Raw genomic sequence first — 15,683 nt, 5'->3', positions numbered from 1 at the left:
CGATCTCCGAGTTATAAAGCCATGTCGAATTCGCCGGCCGCTTATTGTTGGATGCCGTTATTGGCCGTTGCGGTATTGTCCGGTTGCGGCGAGCCGCTCGAACTTGGGCCGGCCGCCGCAAAGCCGCTGGCTGCGGCGACAGCCGTGCCTGTCGATCTGCAAGGCTTGCATTTGCAAAGCGTCGCCAGTTTCGATGTTTACCTGGACCGGAATACGGTGCATGCCGCGTTCGTCGCCACGGCCGCCGATACTAAAACACTCTATACCGCGTACGTGTATTCCGAGGACGGCGGCAGGCATTGGTCGTCGCCGCAAGCCATCGCGCCGGCCGCCGGCCGCCCCATCGAATCCAAAGCCGGCAACGACATCCAAATCGCCGCCAGCGGCGAAAAACTGCTGGCGGTTTGGCAAGCCACCGGCGAGCTGCCGGGCATGGGGCCGCTGGCCAGCGCGTATTCCACCGATGGCGGGCAAACCTGGACGGCCGGCGCCAAACCGACCGGCAGCGACGCCGACCAATCCCATCCCGATTTGCTGGCCGACGCCGACGGCCGCTTCCACGCCGTCTGGCTGGACGACCGGGACGAAAACGGCTACCAAGGGCTGCGTTACGCCCGCTCCAGCGACGCGGGGCAACATTGGGAGTTGGCGCAAACCATAGACGACACCAGTTGTTCCTGTTGCTGGAACCGTTTGGCGACGGGGGCTGGCGGCAGCATCAATGCGCTGTACCGGGACATGGTGCCGCGCGACATGGCTTTGGCGCAGTCGAACGACGCCGGCGCGAGTTGGCATCGGGCCAGTACGGTCGGCGCTTTCGGTTGGCAGTTCGACGGTTGCCCGCATAACGGCGGCGGTTTGGCGCTGGCCGGCGACGGATCGCTGCATAGCGTGGTCTGGACCGGCGCGGAAAACCGGGTTGGGTTGTATCATATGCAGTCCGGCGATAACGGCGCCAGTTGGACGCCGCCGCAACGCTTGGGCGAAGGCCCGGCGTTCCATGCCGATATCGCCGCCGGCGCCGGCCGGCTGGTGGCGGTGTGGGATGCGTTGGGGCCGGAGGGTTCGCGGGTCTATATCAGCGAATCGGCCGATAACGGCCGGAACTGGTTACCGGCTAGACAATTAGCGCCCGCCTCGGCATCCTTTCCGCGCATCGTCGCCACGCCGAACGGTTTTTTGGCGATGTGGCTGGAACAGTCCCCGACCGGCAAACAATGGTCTGCAGCAGTTTTACAATGATTTTACGCATTCAAGAGGTGGTCATGCCCAAGTTAGACATAACAACAATAATAAAACCCGGCTTGCTGGCGCTTGCGCTGTTGAGTCCGCTACCGGCCTTTGCCCACGCGATTCTGGTGAAGTCGCAACCGGCCAAGGACGAGACGCTGACCGAGTCGCCGAAACAAATCGATTTGTGGTTCAACGACGCGGTGCGTAGCGAGTACAAGGCGCTGGCCGTAATCGACAGCACCGGCAAGCGTGTCGACAACCACGACGTCGAGCAAAGCCTGACCAACGGCGCCAATATCCACGCCACCGTGCCGACGCTGGCGCCCGGCGTCTATACCGTGCGTTACCGCGTGGTGTCCGAAGATACCCATATCGTCACCGGCAAATTCGAATTCACCATCAAACCTTAACCGGCTCTCCTCATGACAAATCTCAGATTCCCCGCATTTTGGTTGTCGGCGCTGCTGGCCGCTTTGTTGCTGAGCGGTTGCGACAAACTGGGTTTCGGCGCCAAACAATCCAATGCCTTGGGCAACCGGCCGGACCTGGATTGCATCATCGCCAACGATTTTTACGCGGTGCATTTCAGCGCTTATCTGCAGCCTGACAAGAACGACAAAACCGCCGACGCCAAAGCCGCCTTCGTGCCGTTTTGCCAGCAAATCCCGCGCGCCGGCAAAATGTTTTTCACCGCCGATTTGATCGACCGCGACATCCGCACTACACCGATCGGCATTCGCTTGGTGGAAGTCGAGAAAACCGGGCAGAAAGCGCCGGACGACATTCGCGAACTTCGCACCGTGACCGAAATCCCGGCCAAGCTGTATCCGAAAGGCGCCGTCGAAGCCCAGGCCGATGTCGATAAAACCGGCGATTACGTGTTGTACCTGCTGATCGGCGATGCGATAGAGGAAGACGATAAATTCCGCGTGGCACTGGAAGTCGGCGTGGCGCCGGGCGGTTCGCAGGCGCCGTGGTTGGCGATCGGCGGCGTCGCTACCGCGATCGCACTGGTGGCGACCTTTCTGATCTTTTTGATCCGCCGCCGACGTAAAGCCGCCGCAGAACAGGAATAAAGCCGATGGCTAAAATCAGGCAAATGCCGGCCTTAGCCGGCATCAGGGTTTGGCTGGCGTTAGCTTTGGTGTTGCTGTCCAACCTCGCTGCGGCGCACGCACCGGGACTGAGCTCGATCGAACTGACGCTGCAAGCCGACCGCGTCGTCGCCAAAATGACTTTCGCCTTGCAGGACATCGAAGCCTTCTCGCCGATGGATACCGACCTGGATGCCGAGGTCAGCGCCGCCGAACGCGAGGCGGCTAAGCCCGCAGTAGCAAGACTGTTGGCCGAGCAGACCCGCGTCAATATCGACGGCGTCGATGTGCAGCCGACCGAACCGGGAATCGTGAATTACGACGACCAAAACAATGCCCACGTCGAATTCAGTTACCAGCCGACGCCTAAACGGCAATTTTCGGTGCAATCCAAGTTTTTGGCCTGGCTGCAGGACGGCCACCAACAGCATTTGACCGTGCGCGACGCCGCCGGCAACCAGGTTGCCGAGAAAATGCTGCGCCGCGACGACGACCAATTGCAAGCGAACGTCGGCGAAGCGGACGCTGGCTCAGGCCATACCGGTTCGACTTTTTCGGACTTTTTCGCGCTGGGCGTCGAACATATCCTGACCGGTTACGACCACCTGCTGTTTCTGTTCGCGCTGCTGGCGGTGACCCACAGCTTCTGGCCGGCGATCAAAATCGTCACTTTTTTCACGATAGCCCATTCCATCACGCTGGCCTGCGCCGGTTTGAATCTGGTCGATTTGCCGAGCAGTTTCGTCGAACCGTTCATTGCCGCGACGATTGTGTATGTCGCCGTCGAAAACCTGGTGCGCGGCGAGCACCCGAAAGGCCGGCAATGGCTGACCTTCGGATTCGGTTTGATCCACGGCTTCGGTTTCGCCAGCGTGTTGCGCGAGCTGGATATCAGCTCCGGCGATAGCGGCATTCTGCTGCCGTTGCTGTCGTTCAATCTCGGCATCGAAGCTGGCCAAATCGCGGTCGCGTCTATCGTATTGCCGCTGATTTGGTGGCTGAACAACAAGCCTTACGCCGACAAGTTTTTAAAGGGCTGTTCGGCGCTGGTTTGCCTGGTGGGCGCATACTGGTTTATCGAGCGCACGCTGTTGTAATACGCCGCGGCGACGGCGCAAGATTCGCCCGGTCCGGCCCCGGCAGCGATGCGGCAATTGGCCGCAGGCTGCGTGGCTGGCTAATTCTTTGCATTTATCGGACAATTTTTGAAATTCTCTTAAGTCAAACAGCAGTTGCGTGCTAACTCCCAGAGCTGACCAAAACGGATTTGTTATTGCTCGAACCCCGCCGGCGCCTTTCGCCGCCAAAGGTCTGCGGAGCGAGTCCGCGCCCGCCGCCGGCGCCTACCGCAAGGAACGTTCGTCTAACCTTTGGGTTTTGGCGGCGATCCTGTCGGCCGTGGCCGCGATGCATTTTTTCGGTGTCCGCTGCTTGTTCTGCCCCAGTATCGCCCAGGCGGTCGCGCAACCGATAGCGATGCAAGTTTCCACTATCAAGATCCGGGCGGCGCAGACGGCGCCGGCCCGGCCAGCGCCGCCGCAAGCGGCCAAACCGGCCAAGAAAAAGCCGCAACCCAAGCCCAAACTGAAAACCATCGTCCCCCAAGCGCCGGCCTCCGATTTTTCGGCGTTCGATCAGGTCCTGGATCAGGCCCCGAAAACCGAAAATCCGATCAGCCGGCCCGAGCTTGCCCCGGATGCCACCGCCGGCGGCGAACGTCCGGCGTTCACCGAGGCCTACTTGAGCGCAGCTTACCAACACAACCCGAAACCCGAATATCCGAGCATTGCCCGCGGCCGGGGCTGGCAGGGCAAGGTCTTGCTGCGGGTACAGGTGGACGCCGAGGGCCGCGCCGAAGCCGTCGCGCTGGAGCAAAGTTGCGGCCACGACATGCTCGACGAGTCGGCGCTGGAGGCCGTCAAACAATGGCGATTCGTGCCGGCCAAGCGCGACGACGTCGCCGTCGCCAGCTCGGTATTGGTGCCGATCATTTTCTCGCTGCAAGACGATCCGCCGTTTTCCTGACGGCGCCCCGCTGCATTCCATTCCTAGTCCGCTATTACGCCTACCCGAATAGGCAACGGCGCGAGCGCGTATGACAAACTTATTTTTATTCATATCCGTGTTAAGATCGCCGCTCCGCCGAAGGGGCGGGGCTCAGGGCGCGGATCGCCGATTCGCGCGCTTTATTAATTCGGATAGTCTGGCGTTAGCCGATTTGGGGGCGTTGTGAATATAGTGAAATTGGGATTCGGACTGGTTTTCGTGACGTTACTGACGGCCGGCTGCGGCGCCCCGGACCAAATAAACGCCAGGAATTTGCAAGCCGCCCACAAATCGATGAACCGCATCAAACAACACCTACCGCCAGACGACCGGTTGCCGTTCGAGATGGCCTATTGGTTGGTGCGGGAACAGGTCAAAAACGAAGCCGATTTTCTGAAAGCGATAGACGGCAAAGCGCCGTCGCAACTGATCGAGCTGGGCAAAGCCGCGTTCGGCTCGCGTAAATCCGCCGGCGACCCGAAATATGCGAAGCTTGAAAATTGGGAGCAACTGCTTGCCAAATCCGGTAAACAGCGTACCGACGACAGCGATGCCGAACAGCAAGATCCGCGCGACAAGAAGGGTTACCCCCGCGTCGATTACAAAATGCACGCGATGTAAGCCGGCTGGTTGCGATGCGCCTGCTACTGGTCGAGGACGACCCGGCCTTCTTTGAGCCATTGGCCACCGATTTGCGCGGCGCCGGCTACATCGTCGATACCGCAACCGACGGCGCGCAAGGCGAGTTCCTGGGGGCTACCGAACCCTACGATGCCGCGATTCTCGACCTGGGCCTGCCCAAACTGGCCGGCCTGGAGGTGCTGAAATGCTGGCGCGATGCCGGCAACCACATGCCGGTCATCGTCCTGACCGCCCGCGATGCCTGGCACGAAAAAGTCGACGGCTTTAAAGCCGGCGCCGACGACTACGTCTGCAAACCCTTCCACCCCCAAGAATTGCTGGCCCGTTTGCAGGCGGTGTTGAAGCGGGTACACCACTTCAACCAGGCCAAATTAAAGGTGTTTGGGGTCGAACTGGATGAAGACGAACAAACCGCTGCGGTTACCGGCGGCGAGGCCCAGCCACTGACCGCGATCGAATTCAGACTGTTGCGCTATTTGATGCTGAATGCCGGCAAGGTGTTGAGCAAGGCGCAACTGGGCGAACACGTTTACAGCGAATCCGCAGAACCCGACAGCAACGTGCTGGAAGTCTACGTCAAACGCCTTCGCAAGATCGTCGGCAACGATTTAATCCACACCCGGCGCGGCCAGGGCTATCTGTTCGGTCTCAAGCCGTGATGTCCTTGCGCAAGCGCCTGGGCCGCGGCCTGATCGCGGTGTTGGGGGCGATTTTTATCCTGCACTGGCTGGCTGCGGACTGGATCATCCGCAGCGCCGCCGAAAAGCAAATGGCCAACCGCTTGGCCGACGACGGCTACTCGCTGCTGGAGTCTTTGGGCTACAGCGAAGAAGAGCAAGTCACTTTCCACGGCGTTCACATCAGTTCGGTCTACAACCGCCGGTTGTCCGGCCACTATTATCTGGTCAAGGTCGATGCCCAGGCTTACCCGTCGCCGTCCTTACTGGATTTTCCGTTGGCGGTCGAGGCCGTCGGACCGGAGCAGTCGATGCTTTACCATGCGGCCGGCCCCAAGCAAACGCCGCTGCTGGTGTTGACCTTGGGCGCGGTCCGTTTCGGCCATCGGATCAATATCAGCGTGGCCGAAGACCTGTCGGCGGTCGACCACGACATCACCGCCATTCGCGTGGCCTATTTGGGTTTGACCTTGCTGATATTGTTCAGCGCCATCGGCTTGCTACGCTGGGACATCCAGCGCGCGCTGCGTCCGCTGGCCACGGTGCGCGCCGAACTGGAGCAGGTGGCCGGCGGCGGCAGGCAACATATCGGCAGCGAGGTGCCGGCCGAAGTCCAACCGCTGGTCGAGGAAATCAACCATTTGCTGGAATTGGTGGCGCGCCGCCTGCAACAGTCGCGCACCGCGATGGGCAATCTGGCGCACGCCCTGAAATCGCCGATGGCCCTATTGCTGAGAACCGGCGAAGACCCGCACTTCGATGGCCGGCCGGACCTGCGTGCGCGCCTTGACGAGCAAAGCCAGGCCATTCGCCATTGCATCGAACGCGAGTTGAAACGGGCGCGGATCGCCGGCGACCAGCAGGCAGCGCCGGCCTTCAATCCGCATAGCGAAATCATCGCCCTAAAAAAGACCCTGCGGGCGATTTATGCCGACAAGCCGCTGGACATTCAGATCACCGCACCCAAGCAACTGTTGCATTTCGACCGGGAAGACATGATGGAAATTCTCGGCAATCTGCTGGATAACGCCTGCAAATGGGCCAGGCAACGGATCGATGTCGAATTGGCGCTGGACGGCGGCGTGGTGATACGAGTGGCCGACGACGGCCCGGGTTGCCAAAACGACGACCTGGCCTACCTGACTCAACGCGGCCAACGTCTGGATGAATCGGTGCAAGGCCACGGCCTGGGGCTGGGCATCGTTGCGGACATTGTCGGCAGCTATCGAGGTTCGCTGGCATTCGGCCGCAGCAAAACGCTTGGCGGGTTTTTAGCGACGGTGGCCTTGCCGCTGCATCGCTAGCCGTCTCGGCCTTTCTCCGGAATTTTCAGTTTCGATTCAGCTTGCTTGGTTACATTGCGCGGCGGTGCTGCATCTCCACCTGCTGGAGCTTGGATGCAGCGTTTGCCTATTTTGAACCGAAGTGAATCCTATGCAAAAACAACATGGATGGCTGCCAACTTTGCTGTTGAGCCTGATGGCTCAAGGCGTTGCCGCAGCCGAACCCGACCCGCAAACCAACTCTTCCAGCAATCAGGCCGATACTTTAACCAGCGTTGAAGTCGTGGAAAGCGTCGAGAAAGCCGCGACCTTTTCCGGCTCCACGTCGGTAATCAGCAAAGACACTTTGGAGCGCGACCAGGTGTTCACCGTCAACGAAGCCCTGCGCAAGGTGCCCGGCGTTTACGTGCGCGACGAGGAAGGCTTTGGTTTGCGTCCGAATATCGCCTTTCGCGGCCAAAACCCGTTCCGCTCCACCAAGGTGTTGTTCCTGGAAGACGGCATCCCGTTCAACTTCGCGCCCTACGGCGACAACGACATTTACTACCATCCACCGATCGAGCGATACGACGGCATCGAGATTTACAAGGGCGCCGACTTGACCCAATTCGGCCCGCAAACCATTAATGGAGCGATCAATTATTTGACGCCCAAAGTACCGACTACACCCGGCGGTTTCGTTAGTTTTACCGGCGGTAACCGCGATTACCTGAACGGCCATGCCCGCTACGGCGGCATGACCAAGAATGTCCAGGGACTGGATGCCATCGGTGGGATTGCCGATTACATCCACAAGGAAGGCATGGAAAACCGCGACAATACCTTTGCGGTGGTGGACGATGCCAATCTGAAAAGCATCATCGACTTCGACGCCCGCAACCGCTTGACCCTGCGCGGCGACTTTTACCACCAGGACGAACAAGGGGCGACATTCGGCATGACAGACGCCGAATACCGCAAGCTGGGCCCGCGTTACAATCCGGACAAGAACGCCAATTTTACCAACGACCGCTGGTCCACCTCGGCCACCTACGAGCACAGCTTCAATAACGATGTAACGCTGGAAACCAGTTTTTACTGGTCGGCCTTCGAACGCAATTGGTGGCGGCAGCAGAACCAGTTCCCGACCGAGAACCAATGCGGCGCGACCTACGTGCAAAACCGGCAGAACGGCATACCGGTCGATCTGGATACCTGCAACTACGACATCGGCCGTAAGCGTAATTACGAAACCTGGGGCATCGCGCCGACTCTGCATGCCAAACACGATTTGTTCGGCATCGAAAGCCATTTGGACGCCGGTTTTCGTGCCCATTTCGAGAATCAATACCGGCAGCAAATCCGGGGCAGTACCGCCGCCGCGCGTAGCGGTACGGTTTTGGAGAACAATGAGCGTTTCGCCGATGCCTACTCGGGCTTCGTGCAAAACAAGTTTGTCTGGAGCGATTGGACATTCACGCCCGGTGTTCGAGTGGAGTCGGTCAGTTACGAACGCAAGAACTTGTTGAACGGCGTGCAAGGGCAAAGCAGCCTAACGGAAATCCTGCCGTCATTCGCTATGACTTACAGCCCAATCGATGAGGCGACCTTCTTTTTCGGCATTCATCGCGGCTTCGCGCCGCCGCGCGTCGAGGACAGTGTCAATAACAGCACCGGCGCTTCGGTGGATGTCGGGCCGGAAATCAGCTGGAATACCGAATTCGGTGTCAGAGCCAGACCGGCACGCGGTGTCAAAACCGAATTGACTTATTTTCAAAACAATTTCGATACGCTGACAGTATTGGGTACGGTCGGCGGTGCCGACACCCCGGTCGCGCAGGGCCAGGCGCTGTACGAAGGTATCGAGCTAATGGCGCGCACCGATTTCGGCGATGTGCTTAATTGGACGCATAACCCTTACGCACAAATTGCCTATACCTGGCTGCCGACCGCGGAAACCACGTCGCCGTTTCATTGCTTGCCCGATAGCGGACAAACCGCGGGCAGTCAGAGTGCAAACTACACCGGATTCTGTCCGGGCGGCAATGTGTTCGGTTCGGCGGCCGGCAAACGCGCACCCTATGCGCCGGAAAGCCTGTTGACCGCTACGCTCGGCTATTCGAATCAATCGGGCTTCGATGCGCATCTGGAAGCGGTATTCGTCAGCGAACAGTTCTCCGATTTCATGAATCTGAACAGCGCTAACGATATGCCGACGGTGACTGGGGTTAATCGCGATGCACTCATCAAATCCGGCCAGTTCGGCAAAATCAACGACTACGTGGTCGTCAACTTTGCGACTTCGTACAAGGTGCATAAAGACCTGACTCTATTCGTGTCGATGAAAAACATGCTGGATAACGTCTACATCGTCGACCGGGTGCGCGGTATTCAGCCTGGCGCGCCGCGTCTGGTGCAGGCGGGCTTCAAGTACGAGTTTTAACTCGGCTTTATCGGGATTGCGCCTATCCGGCGGACAGGGATGTAATCGATAACCGGAGTTTTTCACGTTGACTCCGGGGCGTCGTTTGAATTAGATTAAATTTAGCTTTCGGGTGCCGAGACCATTCCAGGTCTCGCTTAAACAGGAAGTCGGTGATGTTCACGCAAAAGCCGACGCGGCCCCCGCAACGGTAGATAAGTTAAGAATCGGGCAAATGCCACTGTGCTGATGCATGGGAAGGTGCCCGATTCCGGCGCAAGCCGCTTATGAGTCCGGAGACTGGCCTGAAAGCATATTCGAGACAGCGGCGGGCTGTTTGAAGAATGTTGCGGGCCTTTCGCCGCCTTTCTCGCGCCTTTCCTCTGTCGTTTTCAAACCGTTGTGCGGTGGGCGCAGAGGATTTAATGGCTATTCGTTACCCGTTTTCGGCTGACGCCGGAAGCGCTTTTTCGTTTGTTTTGCATCGGGTTGGCGTTGCCGCGCTGGTTTTCGGAACGGCGGGGCTTGCCGTGCGCGCCGATGGCATACGCAATACCGAGCAAGCCCTAGACGAAGTCACCGTCTACGGTTCCGCGGTCAATGCGCCTAAAGAGACGCGTAGCGTTACCGTTATCGATCGTCAGGCCGTACTCAATGCGCCGACCAACTCCCTAATCGATCTATTATCGCGCGAAGCCAACGTCACGCTGCGCAGCTTCACCGGCCACGACAAATTCGGCGGCATCGACATACGCGGCATGGGCGACACCTTTTCCAGCAACGTGCTGATTTTGGTGGATGGTATGCGTCTGAACGCACCGGATTTGTCCGGTGCCGATTTTTCGACGCTGTCGTTGGGGCAGATCGAACGCATTGAGGTCATTCGCGGCAACGGCGGCGTGCAATACGGCGACGGCGCGGTCGGTGGCGTGGTTAATATCGTGACCCGCAAAGCCAAGCAAACCCGCGCCGAAATTTATTCCAGCTACGGCAGCTTTGATACCTGGGACACTCGCGTCAATGTCGGCGCACAGTCGCAAGCCTTACAAGCCACGTTGAACGCCGCCCATTACCAAACCGGCGGCTACCGCGACAACACCTTTCTCGACAAAAACCAACTCAGCAGCCATTTAGGTTTGCGCCCCAACGAATCCGTCAGTCTGGGCGCGGATTTTCGGATACACGACGACGAATACGGGTTGGCCGGCCCGGTGGATGCCAGCGCGATTGACGATACCAAATTGCGTCGGCAAGCCTCGACGCCGTTCGGCGGCGGCGAAACCCACGATTATGCCGGCGGTGTCGGCGGTACCGTGGATTGGGGCAAGCTCGGTGAAACCCGCGTCAATTTGGCCTACCGCTACCGCGATAATCCTTACGAAACCGCGAACTATTGGTCACCGGACCGGAGTTCGGTATTGCCTTGGAATAACAGTTTCAAACACGGCGAGGTGGATGCCCGCCATCAGTTTCATCTCGATTTCGGCAAAATCGCGCAAGATTGGACGTTGGGCTATTACCGCCGCGAAGGCACTGCGCTACGGCGAGAAATCGGCCGCTATGTGCCGGATCAAAGCGCGCTGAAGCAAGCCGAATTCAACAACCAAAGCGGCTTTCTGCAAACCACCTGGTACTTGCCGGGCCGGTGGATAGTCAATGCCGGCTACCGCCGCGACACCCTGAGCCTGCAACGGCATGCCGACCAATACCAACACCGGTGCACCTATTCTTCAGTGTTTCCGTTTCCGCCGATCAGTTGCGCCGACCAGTGGGCCACGGTCGGCCGCGCCAATCAGGATTGGCGTAGCGACGCCGCCGATGCCGGGCTAAGTTGGGAAATCAATGACGATTGGACTTGGTACGGTAGTTACAGCCTGGGTTACCGCAATCCCAACCCCGAGGAATTGGTATTGGCTGCGGACGATTTGCGGCCGCAGCGCAGCAAAAATTGGGAAAGCGGTTTGCGTTGGCATTCGGCGCAAGGCGATCAGGCCTCGCTGGGTTGGTTTCAAATGGTCAACCAAGCCGAGATTTATTACGACAACTCGGTCAACCGCAATTACACCAGCGCCACCTTGCGGCGCGGCGTGGAGTTGCAAGGCCGTTACCGTCCAGCCGATGCACTGACTCTGTCCGGCAATGTCAGCTATATCGATGCCCGTTTCGAAGACAGCGGGTTGCGCATGCCGTTGGTTCCGGAACTGAAAGGCCAGATAGGCCTGCTCTGGCATGCCGATGAGCGCTTGAGCCTGAGCCTGTCGGCCGAATATGTCGGCCGCCGTAATAACGGCGCGACGCTAACGCCGACAGATCTATATCCCCGGCTGCGGGCTTACCAAAAAGTCGACATCAAAGCCTTCTATCAAGTGGCCGGCGCCGAAATTTCGGCCGGCATCAACAACCTGTTCAACGCCTTTTACGAAACCTCCGCTTACGGCGGAGCGTTTTATCCCATGCCCGAGCGGCAATTTTACCTGGGCGTGACCTACGCCTTTTCAACCTCAGGAGATAAACCATGAAAAAACTGTTTGCCTTATCGGCGGTATTACTGTCCGCCAATGCGTATGCCGGGCCGTTTGCACCGGCCGTCGGCCAGCCAGGCTCCACTGCATTGGCCAAAAACGATCCCGCTTTTTCGGAGTGGGCGACCGGCTGGTTGAATTATCAACCGGGCGCCGATCTGGATGCGACCTGGGAAACGCCGGAGAAAGCGTTGGGGCCGGCCACCGGCAATAGTTCCGATATCGTCTCGCTAGGCAATGGCGGCCAGATTACGTTGACCTTCGACCATCCGATTCAGAACGGCGCCGGTTACGATTTTGCCGTTTTCGAAAATTCCTTCAGCGATACCTTTTTGGAATTGGCTTTCGTCGAGGTCTCGTCGAATGGCAGTAATTTCTTCCGTTTCCCCAATTATTCTTACACTCCCGCTGCCGTCAGCGCCTTCGGTTCGGTCAATCCCACCAATCTTTACGGCTATGCAGGAAAATACCGTGGTGGCTACGGCACGCCGTTCGATTTATCGGAGTTGACGGGCATCGCGGGCCTGGATCTCGACAATATCAACTACGTGCGTCTAGTGGATGTGCTGGGCAACGGTACTGAAAAAGATTCGCTGGGCAACAAAGTCTACGATCCCTACAAAACCACCAGCAGCGCCGGCTTCGATCTGGAAGCGTTGGGCGTATTGCACTCAAATTTGGGAGTTGCCGCCGTGCCGCTACCGGCCTCTGCCTGGCTGCTGCTCAGCGCCTTGCCGTTTTTCACCGGCCTACGCCGCAAATCAAGCGTTTAGCTTCTTTTATAAACTTTTAAGGACAACACGATGAAACCGATTTTATTACCCAGCTTGCTGGGATTGATCATGGCGCACAATGCGCACGCTTCCGTAAGCAGTTTCGATAATCTATCACTGGCTCCGAATAGTTACTGGTCCGGCACGGTTGATCCGTCCGTGCCGCTGTACGAACCGACAACGGGCGGTTTTAGCTCTGGCGACGCCCATTTCGCCAATCAAATTACCGATTGGGGTGGTGTGACATCGTGGGCCGGTTGGTCATATTCGAATATGACCGATACCACGAACCCGGCTTTTGACAATCAATACAGCGTATTCGCCGGCCAAGCACACAGCGGTAATAATTTTGGTGTCGCTTATACGCTGGGTGCCGACAATGCCGCGGTCAGCTTTACCGGTCCGGTCGCAGCGCAGGGTTTTTACGTGACCAATACCACCTATACGGCGTTATCGATGCTGAATGGCGATAGTTTCGCCAAAAAATTCGGCGGTGCCAGCGGCAATGACGCCGATTGGCTGAAATTGTCGATTTCAGGCTGGAACGGCAATACTGAAACCGGAAGCGTGGATTATTATCTGGCGGATTATCGCTTTGCCAACAACGCGCTGGATTATGTGGTCAACAGTTGGCAATGGGTGGATTTATCATCGTTGAGTTCGATTACCGGATTGAAATTTGCGATTACCTCCAGCGACGTTGGTCAATTCGGCATGAACACTCCCGCATATTTCGCGATGGACGATTTATCGATAACCGCCGTGCCGTTGCCGGCGGCGTTTTGGTTGATGGCAGGGGCGTTGGCAGTCTGGTTTCCGTTGGGTCGCCGCCCCGTTTAGCAGGAGGAGGGACCCATCCGCCGCATTTTGCGTTTGCCGCCGGCACAGTCGATAGACCCTAGTTGCTCGGGCAAACTTTCCTCTATCAGGTGCGCTTACGCCTCTAATATGAAATATTATTAAAAGTTCATATTTTTGTTAAGATAGCCGCGTTTGCGTGGTGCCGGCGCTGATGCCCTCCAAAGTCAGTCTGGTGCCGCCAAACCACCATTTCGGAGTGGCGCCGTTTGAACAACGTTCAGTGTCACTATAACCCGGCGCAGGCAGAGGCCACCATGAGTCAGTTCCTTAAGCATTTCTTGCTAACGATATTAACGTTTGCAACCGGTTCGCTGCCGGCCTATGCGCACCCTTTCCATTGGGCCGGCGAAACGGTCGGTTTCGGCAGCGGATTGCTGCATCCTTTTTCCAGCTCTGACCACCTTTTGACGATGCTTGCGGTCGGTTTGTGGATATGCCGCAGCGGCGGTGGCCGAGCTGTCGTATCGCTGGGATCGGCGTTCCTGATGCTGCTGTTGTTGGGCGCGGGTCTGGCTTTAATTCCGCTGGAGATTGCCCACCCCGAAACGCTGATGTACACGAGCGTTTTGGTTTTGGGGCTGCTACTGGCGTCGGGGTGGAAATTGCACTGGGCACTGTCTTTGCCGCTGGTCGCCAGCGTCGCGGTATCCCACGGCTATGTCCATGCCTACGATATTTGGCTGGATGCCGATGCACTGGGTTATACCGCCGGCTTTACAGTGGCGACATTAATTCAATTGGCCATCGGCGTTGCCGCAAATCTCGGCATCGCGGCGTTACTGGCCGGGCAAGCCCGGCGGAGCTCAACCCGAATAAATTAAGCTCACAGTAAAAAATAATTTCAACCAAAGGAGTTACCCGTCAGCAAAGTTCAATCGCAAACCAGGAAAATTCGCTTTACCCAATAGTTTTATTTACCAAGAGAACACACATGTCATTGAAAAAAGTATTTATCGCTTTCACACTGTTTTTTTCGATCTTAGGCTTTTCCGGCTCTACGCTGGCAAAAGAAGTCAAAAAAAGCGTGCCTGAAGTATTGAAAGAAGTGGATGGCAAAATCCAGGCAGCTCTGGATGCAATTCCTTCGGCTGATTCGGCAAAAGTCGCCAGCCTGATCAAAGAAGTAGCAGAAAGCGCTAGCGAATTGAGCGCCAACTACAAGTTCGAGTTCGAACGCGACAAAGTGGTTTTGAAAATGAAAAAAGCCAGAGAACTGGCTAAAAAATCCGATTTCGCCGGCGCCGAAAAAGAGTTGAAAGAAGCTCGGGAAGGCTTTGCCGGTCTGACCAAATTCCAGTAACAGAGTTACAGAGATTTCTGTTTCATGTATCGACTAGGGCGGCCTGAGCCGCCCTTTTTTTGCGCGCAGGAAAAGTATTAGAAATTGACGTTGATGTTGGTAAACCAGACATGGTTGACCAAATCCGGCGCGCCGTAGTTGTGCACGTATTGCAGTTGGTAGCCGGTGTCGACGTTCAGTTGCGGCGTCAATTTATAACCCACGCCGACATAACTGCGGTTCTGGTTGATGCCGGTTTGCACCGAACGCGCCAGACGGCCGTCGTCCAGCGAATTGAAATAAACGAATAGCTCGTCGATGCCGATCAGGTAGGCTTTGCTGTCGGGTATCGAGTACACCAAGCGAAACCGATGCCGCATGCGGTGGGCGACGTTGTCTTCCTCGGAGAAAAAGCGCTGTTCCAGCCGGAAACGGTACTGAAAATTCCACTCCGGCGACCAATTGTCTACCCACTGCAACTGTTGCATCGCGTCGTTGGTGGCCAATTCGAAGTCGCTCTGCTCGCTGTATTCGCCTTGCCAGGTGTAACCGGCCCACAGTTGCAGTTTATTTGTCAGCTTGTAACCGACCAGCGGCCGGACGATGATCTGGGCGAACTGGTCGTTATCGGTCTTGGTCCGGGGCGCCAGTTCCAGAAATGCCAGATAAGGGCTGCCGCCGAAGTCGGTTTGGTAGGTGTTGCTGATCCAGACGCCGAAATCGTCGCGGACCGGGCCGGCCGTGGCGGCGAAAGTAGCCGGCAGCAGCAGGCAGGCTGCAGTCCGGCGCGGTAAAAAGTTAGACATAGTGTTCGCTTGCTGAATATGGGTGAATTACCGCTACGCCCGGCCGCGGCAACCGCCCATGCTAAA

15 protein-coding genes and 1 riboswitch are annotated in these 15,683 nt (G+C 57.6%); of the genes, 14 read left to right on the top strand and 1 reads right to left on the bottom strand.

The annotated features are described in order from the left end of the window. The first annotated feature begins 21 nt into the window (after positions 1-21). The 14 genes from VXJ35_RS01235 to VXJ35_RS01170 all read left to right on the top strand — a co-directional run bounded on the left by VXJ35_RS01235 (position 22) and on the right by VXJ35_RS01170 (position 14,832). Positions 22-1,242 (top strand): sialidase family protein, encoded by a 1,221-nt coding sequence (locus VXJ35_RS01235; RefSeq protein ID WP_197495943.1) that lies wholly within the window; start codon positions 22-24, stop codon positions 1,240-1,242. Next, on the top strand, positions 1,239-1,643 hold the full coding sequence (locus tag VXJ35_RS01230) for a copper resistance CopC family protein (RefSeq protein ID WP_231914826.1): 405 nt from the start codon (positions 1,239-1,241) through the stop codon (positions 1,641-1,643). The genes VXJ35_RS01235 and VXJ35_RS01230 overlap by 4 nt, the downstream gene beginning before the upstream one ends. Positions 1,644-1,655: 12 nt before the next feature. After that, entirely contained in the window at positions 1,656-2,309 is a 654-nt protein-coding gene (locus VXJ35_RS01225) for an LPXTG cell wall anchor domain-containing protein (RefSeq protein ID WP_064020160.1), read from the top strand. A gap of 5 nt (positions 2,310-2,314) precedes the next feature. Continuing rightward, positions 2,315-3,424 carry a HupE/UreJ family protein gene (locus VXJ35_RS01220; RefSeq protein WP_064020159.1) on the top strand — a complete coding sequence of 370 codons (1,110 nt, stop codon included), beginning with the start codon at positions 2,315-2,317 and terminating at the stop codon, positions 3,422-3,424. 139 nt (positions 3,425-3,563) lie between these two features. Continuing rightward, positions 3,564-4,352 (top strand): energy transducer TonB, encoded by a 789-nt coding sequence (locus VXJ35_RS01215; protein ID WP_157198035.1) that lies wholly within the window; start codon positions 3,564-3,566, stop codon positions 4,350-4,352. 204 nt (positions 4,353-4,556) lie between these two features. After that, on the top strand, positions 4,557-4,994 hold the full coding sequence (locus tag VXJ35_RS01210; RefSeq protein ID WP_231914825.1) for a hypothetical protein: 438 nt from the start codon (positions 4,557-4,559) through the stop codon (positions 4,992-4,994). Between the two features lie 14 nt (positions 4,995-5,008). After that, complete coding sequence (locus VXJ35_RS01205) at positions 5,009-5,674, top strand: response regulator transcription factor (protein ID WP_064020158.1); 666 nt, start codon at positions 5,009-5,011, stop codon at positions 5,672-5,674. Continuing rightward, entirely contained in the window at positions 5,674-6,996 is a 1,323-nt protein-coding gene (locus tag VXJ35_RS01200; protein WP_231914824.1) for a sensor histidine kinase, read from the top strand. The genes VXJ35_RS01205 and VXJ35_RS01200 overlap by 1 nt, the downstream gene beginning before the upstream one ends. A 130-nt stretch (positions 6,997-7,126) precedes the next feature. Next, complete coding sequence (locus VXJ35_RS01195) at positions 7,127-9,397, top strand: TonB-dependent receptor domain-containing protein (protein ID WP_064020156.1); 2,271 nt, start codon at positions 7,127-7,129, stop codon at positions 9,395-9,397. 93 nt (positions 9,398-9,490) lie between these two features. Then, a riboswitch (cobalamin riboswitch) is annotated at positions 9,491-9,700 on the top strand. A gap of 101 nt (positions 9,701-9,801) precedes the next feature. Further along, positions 9,802-11,895, top strand: a complete 2,094-nt coding sequence (locus VXJ35_RS01190; protein ID WP_064020155.1) for a TonB-dependent receptor — start codon at positions 9,802-9,804, stop codon at positions 11,893-11,895. Then, positions 11,892-12,671 carry a VPLPA-CTERM sorting domain-containing protein gene (locus tag VXJ35_RS01185; protein ID WP_064020154.1) on the top strand — a complete coding sequence of 260 codons (780 nt, stop codon included), beginning with the start codon at positions 11,892-11,894 and terminating at the stop codon, positions 12,669-12,671. The genes VXJ35_RS01190 and VXJ35_RS01185 overlap by 4 nt, the downstream gene beginning before the upstream one ends. A 30-nt stretch (positions 12,672-12,701) precedes the next feature. Beyond that, a complete protein-coding gene (locus VXJ35_RS01180) occupies positions 12,702-13,511 on the top strand; it encodes a DUF4465 domain-containing protein (protein ID WP_064020153.1) in 810 nt (269 codons plus the stop codon). A gap of 275 nt (positions 13,512-13,786) precedes the next feature. Further along, positions 13,787-14,353: a HupE/UreJ family protein gene (locus VXJ35_RS01175; protein ID WP_064020152.1), complete on the top strand. Its 567-nt coding sequence runs from the start codon at positions 13,787-13,789 to the stop codon at positions 14,351-14,353. A gap of 110 nt (positions 14,354-14,463) precedes the next feature. Then, a complete protein-coding gene (locus VXJ35_RS01170; RefSeq protein WP_064020151.1) occupies positions 14,464-14,832 on the top strand; it encodes a hypothetical protein in 369 nt (122 codons plus the stop codon). Positions 14,833-14,909: 77 nt separating this feature from the next. On the opposite strand, the gene VXJ35_RS01165 is transcribed toward VXJ35_RS01170, so the two are convergent. Then, entirely contained in the window at positions 14,910-15,617 is a 708-nt protein-coding gene (locus VXJ35_RS01165; RefSeq protein ID WP_082880759.1) for a DUF2490 domain-containing protein, read from the bottom strand. Positions 15,618-15,683: the final 66 nt, after the last annotated feature.

Source organism: Methylomonas sp. DH-1 (genome assembly GCF_046097555.1).
GTDB lineage: Bacteria > Pseudomonadota > Gammaproteobacteria > Methylococcales > Methylomonadaceae > Methylomonas > Methylomonas koyamae.
This window is presented reverse-complemented; position numbering and strand designations above follow the sequence as displayed.

Coding starts and splice junctions, on each gene's coding strand:
- VXJ35_RS01235 (WP_197495943.1), top strand. CDS start 22: ATGTCGAATTCGCCGGCCGCTTATTGTTGGATGCCGTTATTGGCCGTT.
- VXJ35_RS01230 (WP_231914826.1), top strand. CDS start 1,239: ATGATTTTACGCATTCAAGAGGTGGTCATGCCCAAGTTAGACATAACA.
- VXJ35_RS01225 (WP_064020160.1), top strand. CDS start 1,656: ATGACAAATCTCAGATTCCCCGCATTTTGGTTGTCGGCGCTGCTGGCC.
- VXJ35_RS01220 (WP_064020159.1), top strand. CDS start 2,315: ATGGCTAAAATCAGGCAAATGCCGGCCTTAGCCGGCATCAGGGTTTGG.
- VXJ35_RS01205 (WP_064020158.1), top strand. CDS start 5,009: ATGCGCCTGCTACTGGTCGAGGACGACCCGGCCTTCTTTGAGCCATTG.
- VXJ35_RS01200 (WP_231914824.1), top strand. CDS start 5,674: ATGTCCTTGCGCAAGCGCCTGGGCCGCGGCCTGATCGCGGTGTTGGGG.
- VXJ35_RS01195 (WP_064020156.1), top strand. CDS start 7,127: ATGCAAAAACAACATGGATGGCTGCCAACTTTGCTGTTGAGCCTGATG.
- VXJ35_RS01190 (WP_064020155.1), top strand. CDS start 9,802: ATGGCTATTCGTTACCCGTTTTCGGCTGACGCCGGAAGCGCTTTTTCG.
- VXJ35_RS01185 (WP_064020154.1), top strand. CDS start 11,892: ATGAAAAAACTGTTTGCCTTATCGGCGGTATTACTGTCCGCCAATGCG.
- VXJ35_RS01180 (WP_064020153.1), top strand. CDS start 12,702: ATGAAACCGATTTTATTACCCAGCTTGCTGGGATTGATCATGGCGCAC.
- VXJ35_RS01175 (WP_064020152.1), top strand. CDS start 13,787: ATGAGTCAGTTCCTTAAGCATTTCTTGCTAACGATATTAACGTTTGCA.
- VXJ35_RS01170 (WP_064020151.1), top strand. CDS start 14,464: ATGTCATTGAAAAAAGTATTTATCGCTTTCACACTGTTTTTTTCGATC.
- VXJ35_RS01165 (WP_082880759.1), bottom strand. CDS start 15,617: ATGTCTAACTTTTTACCGCGCCGGACTGCAGCCTGCCTGCTGCTGCCG.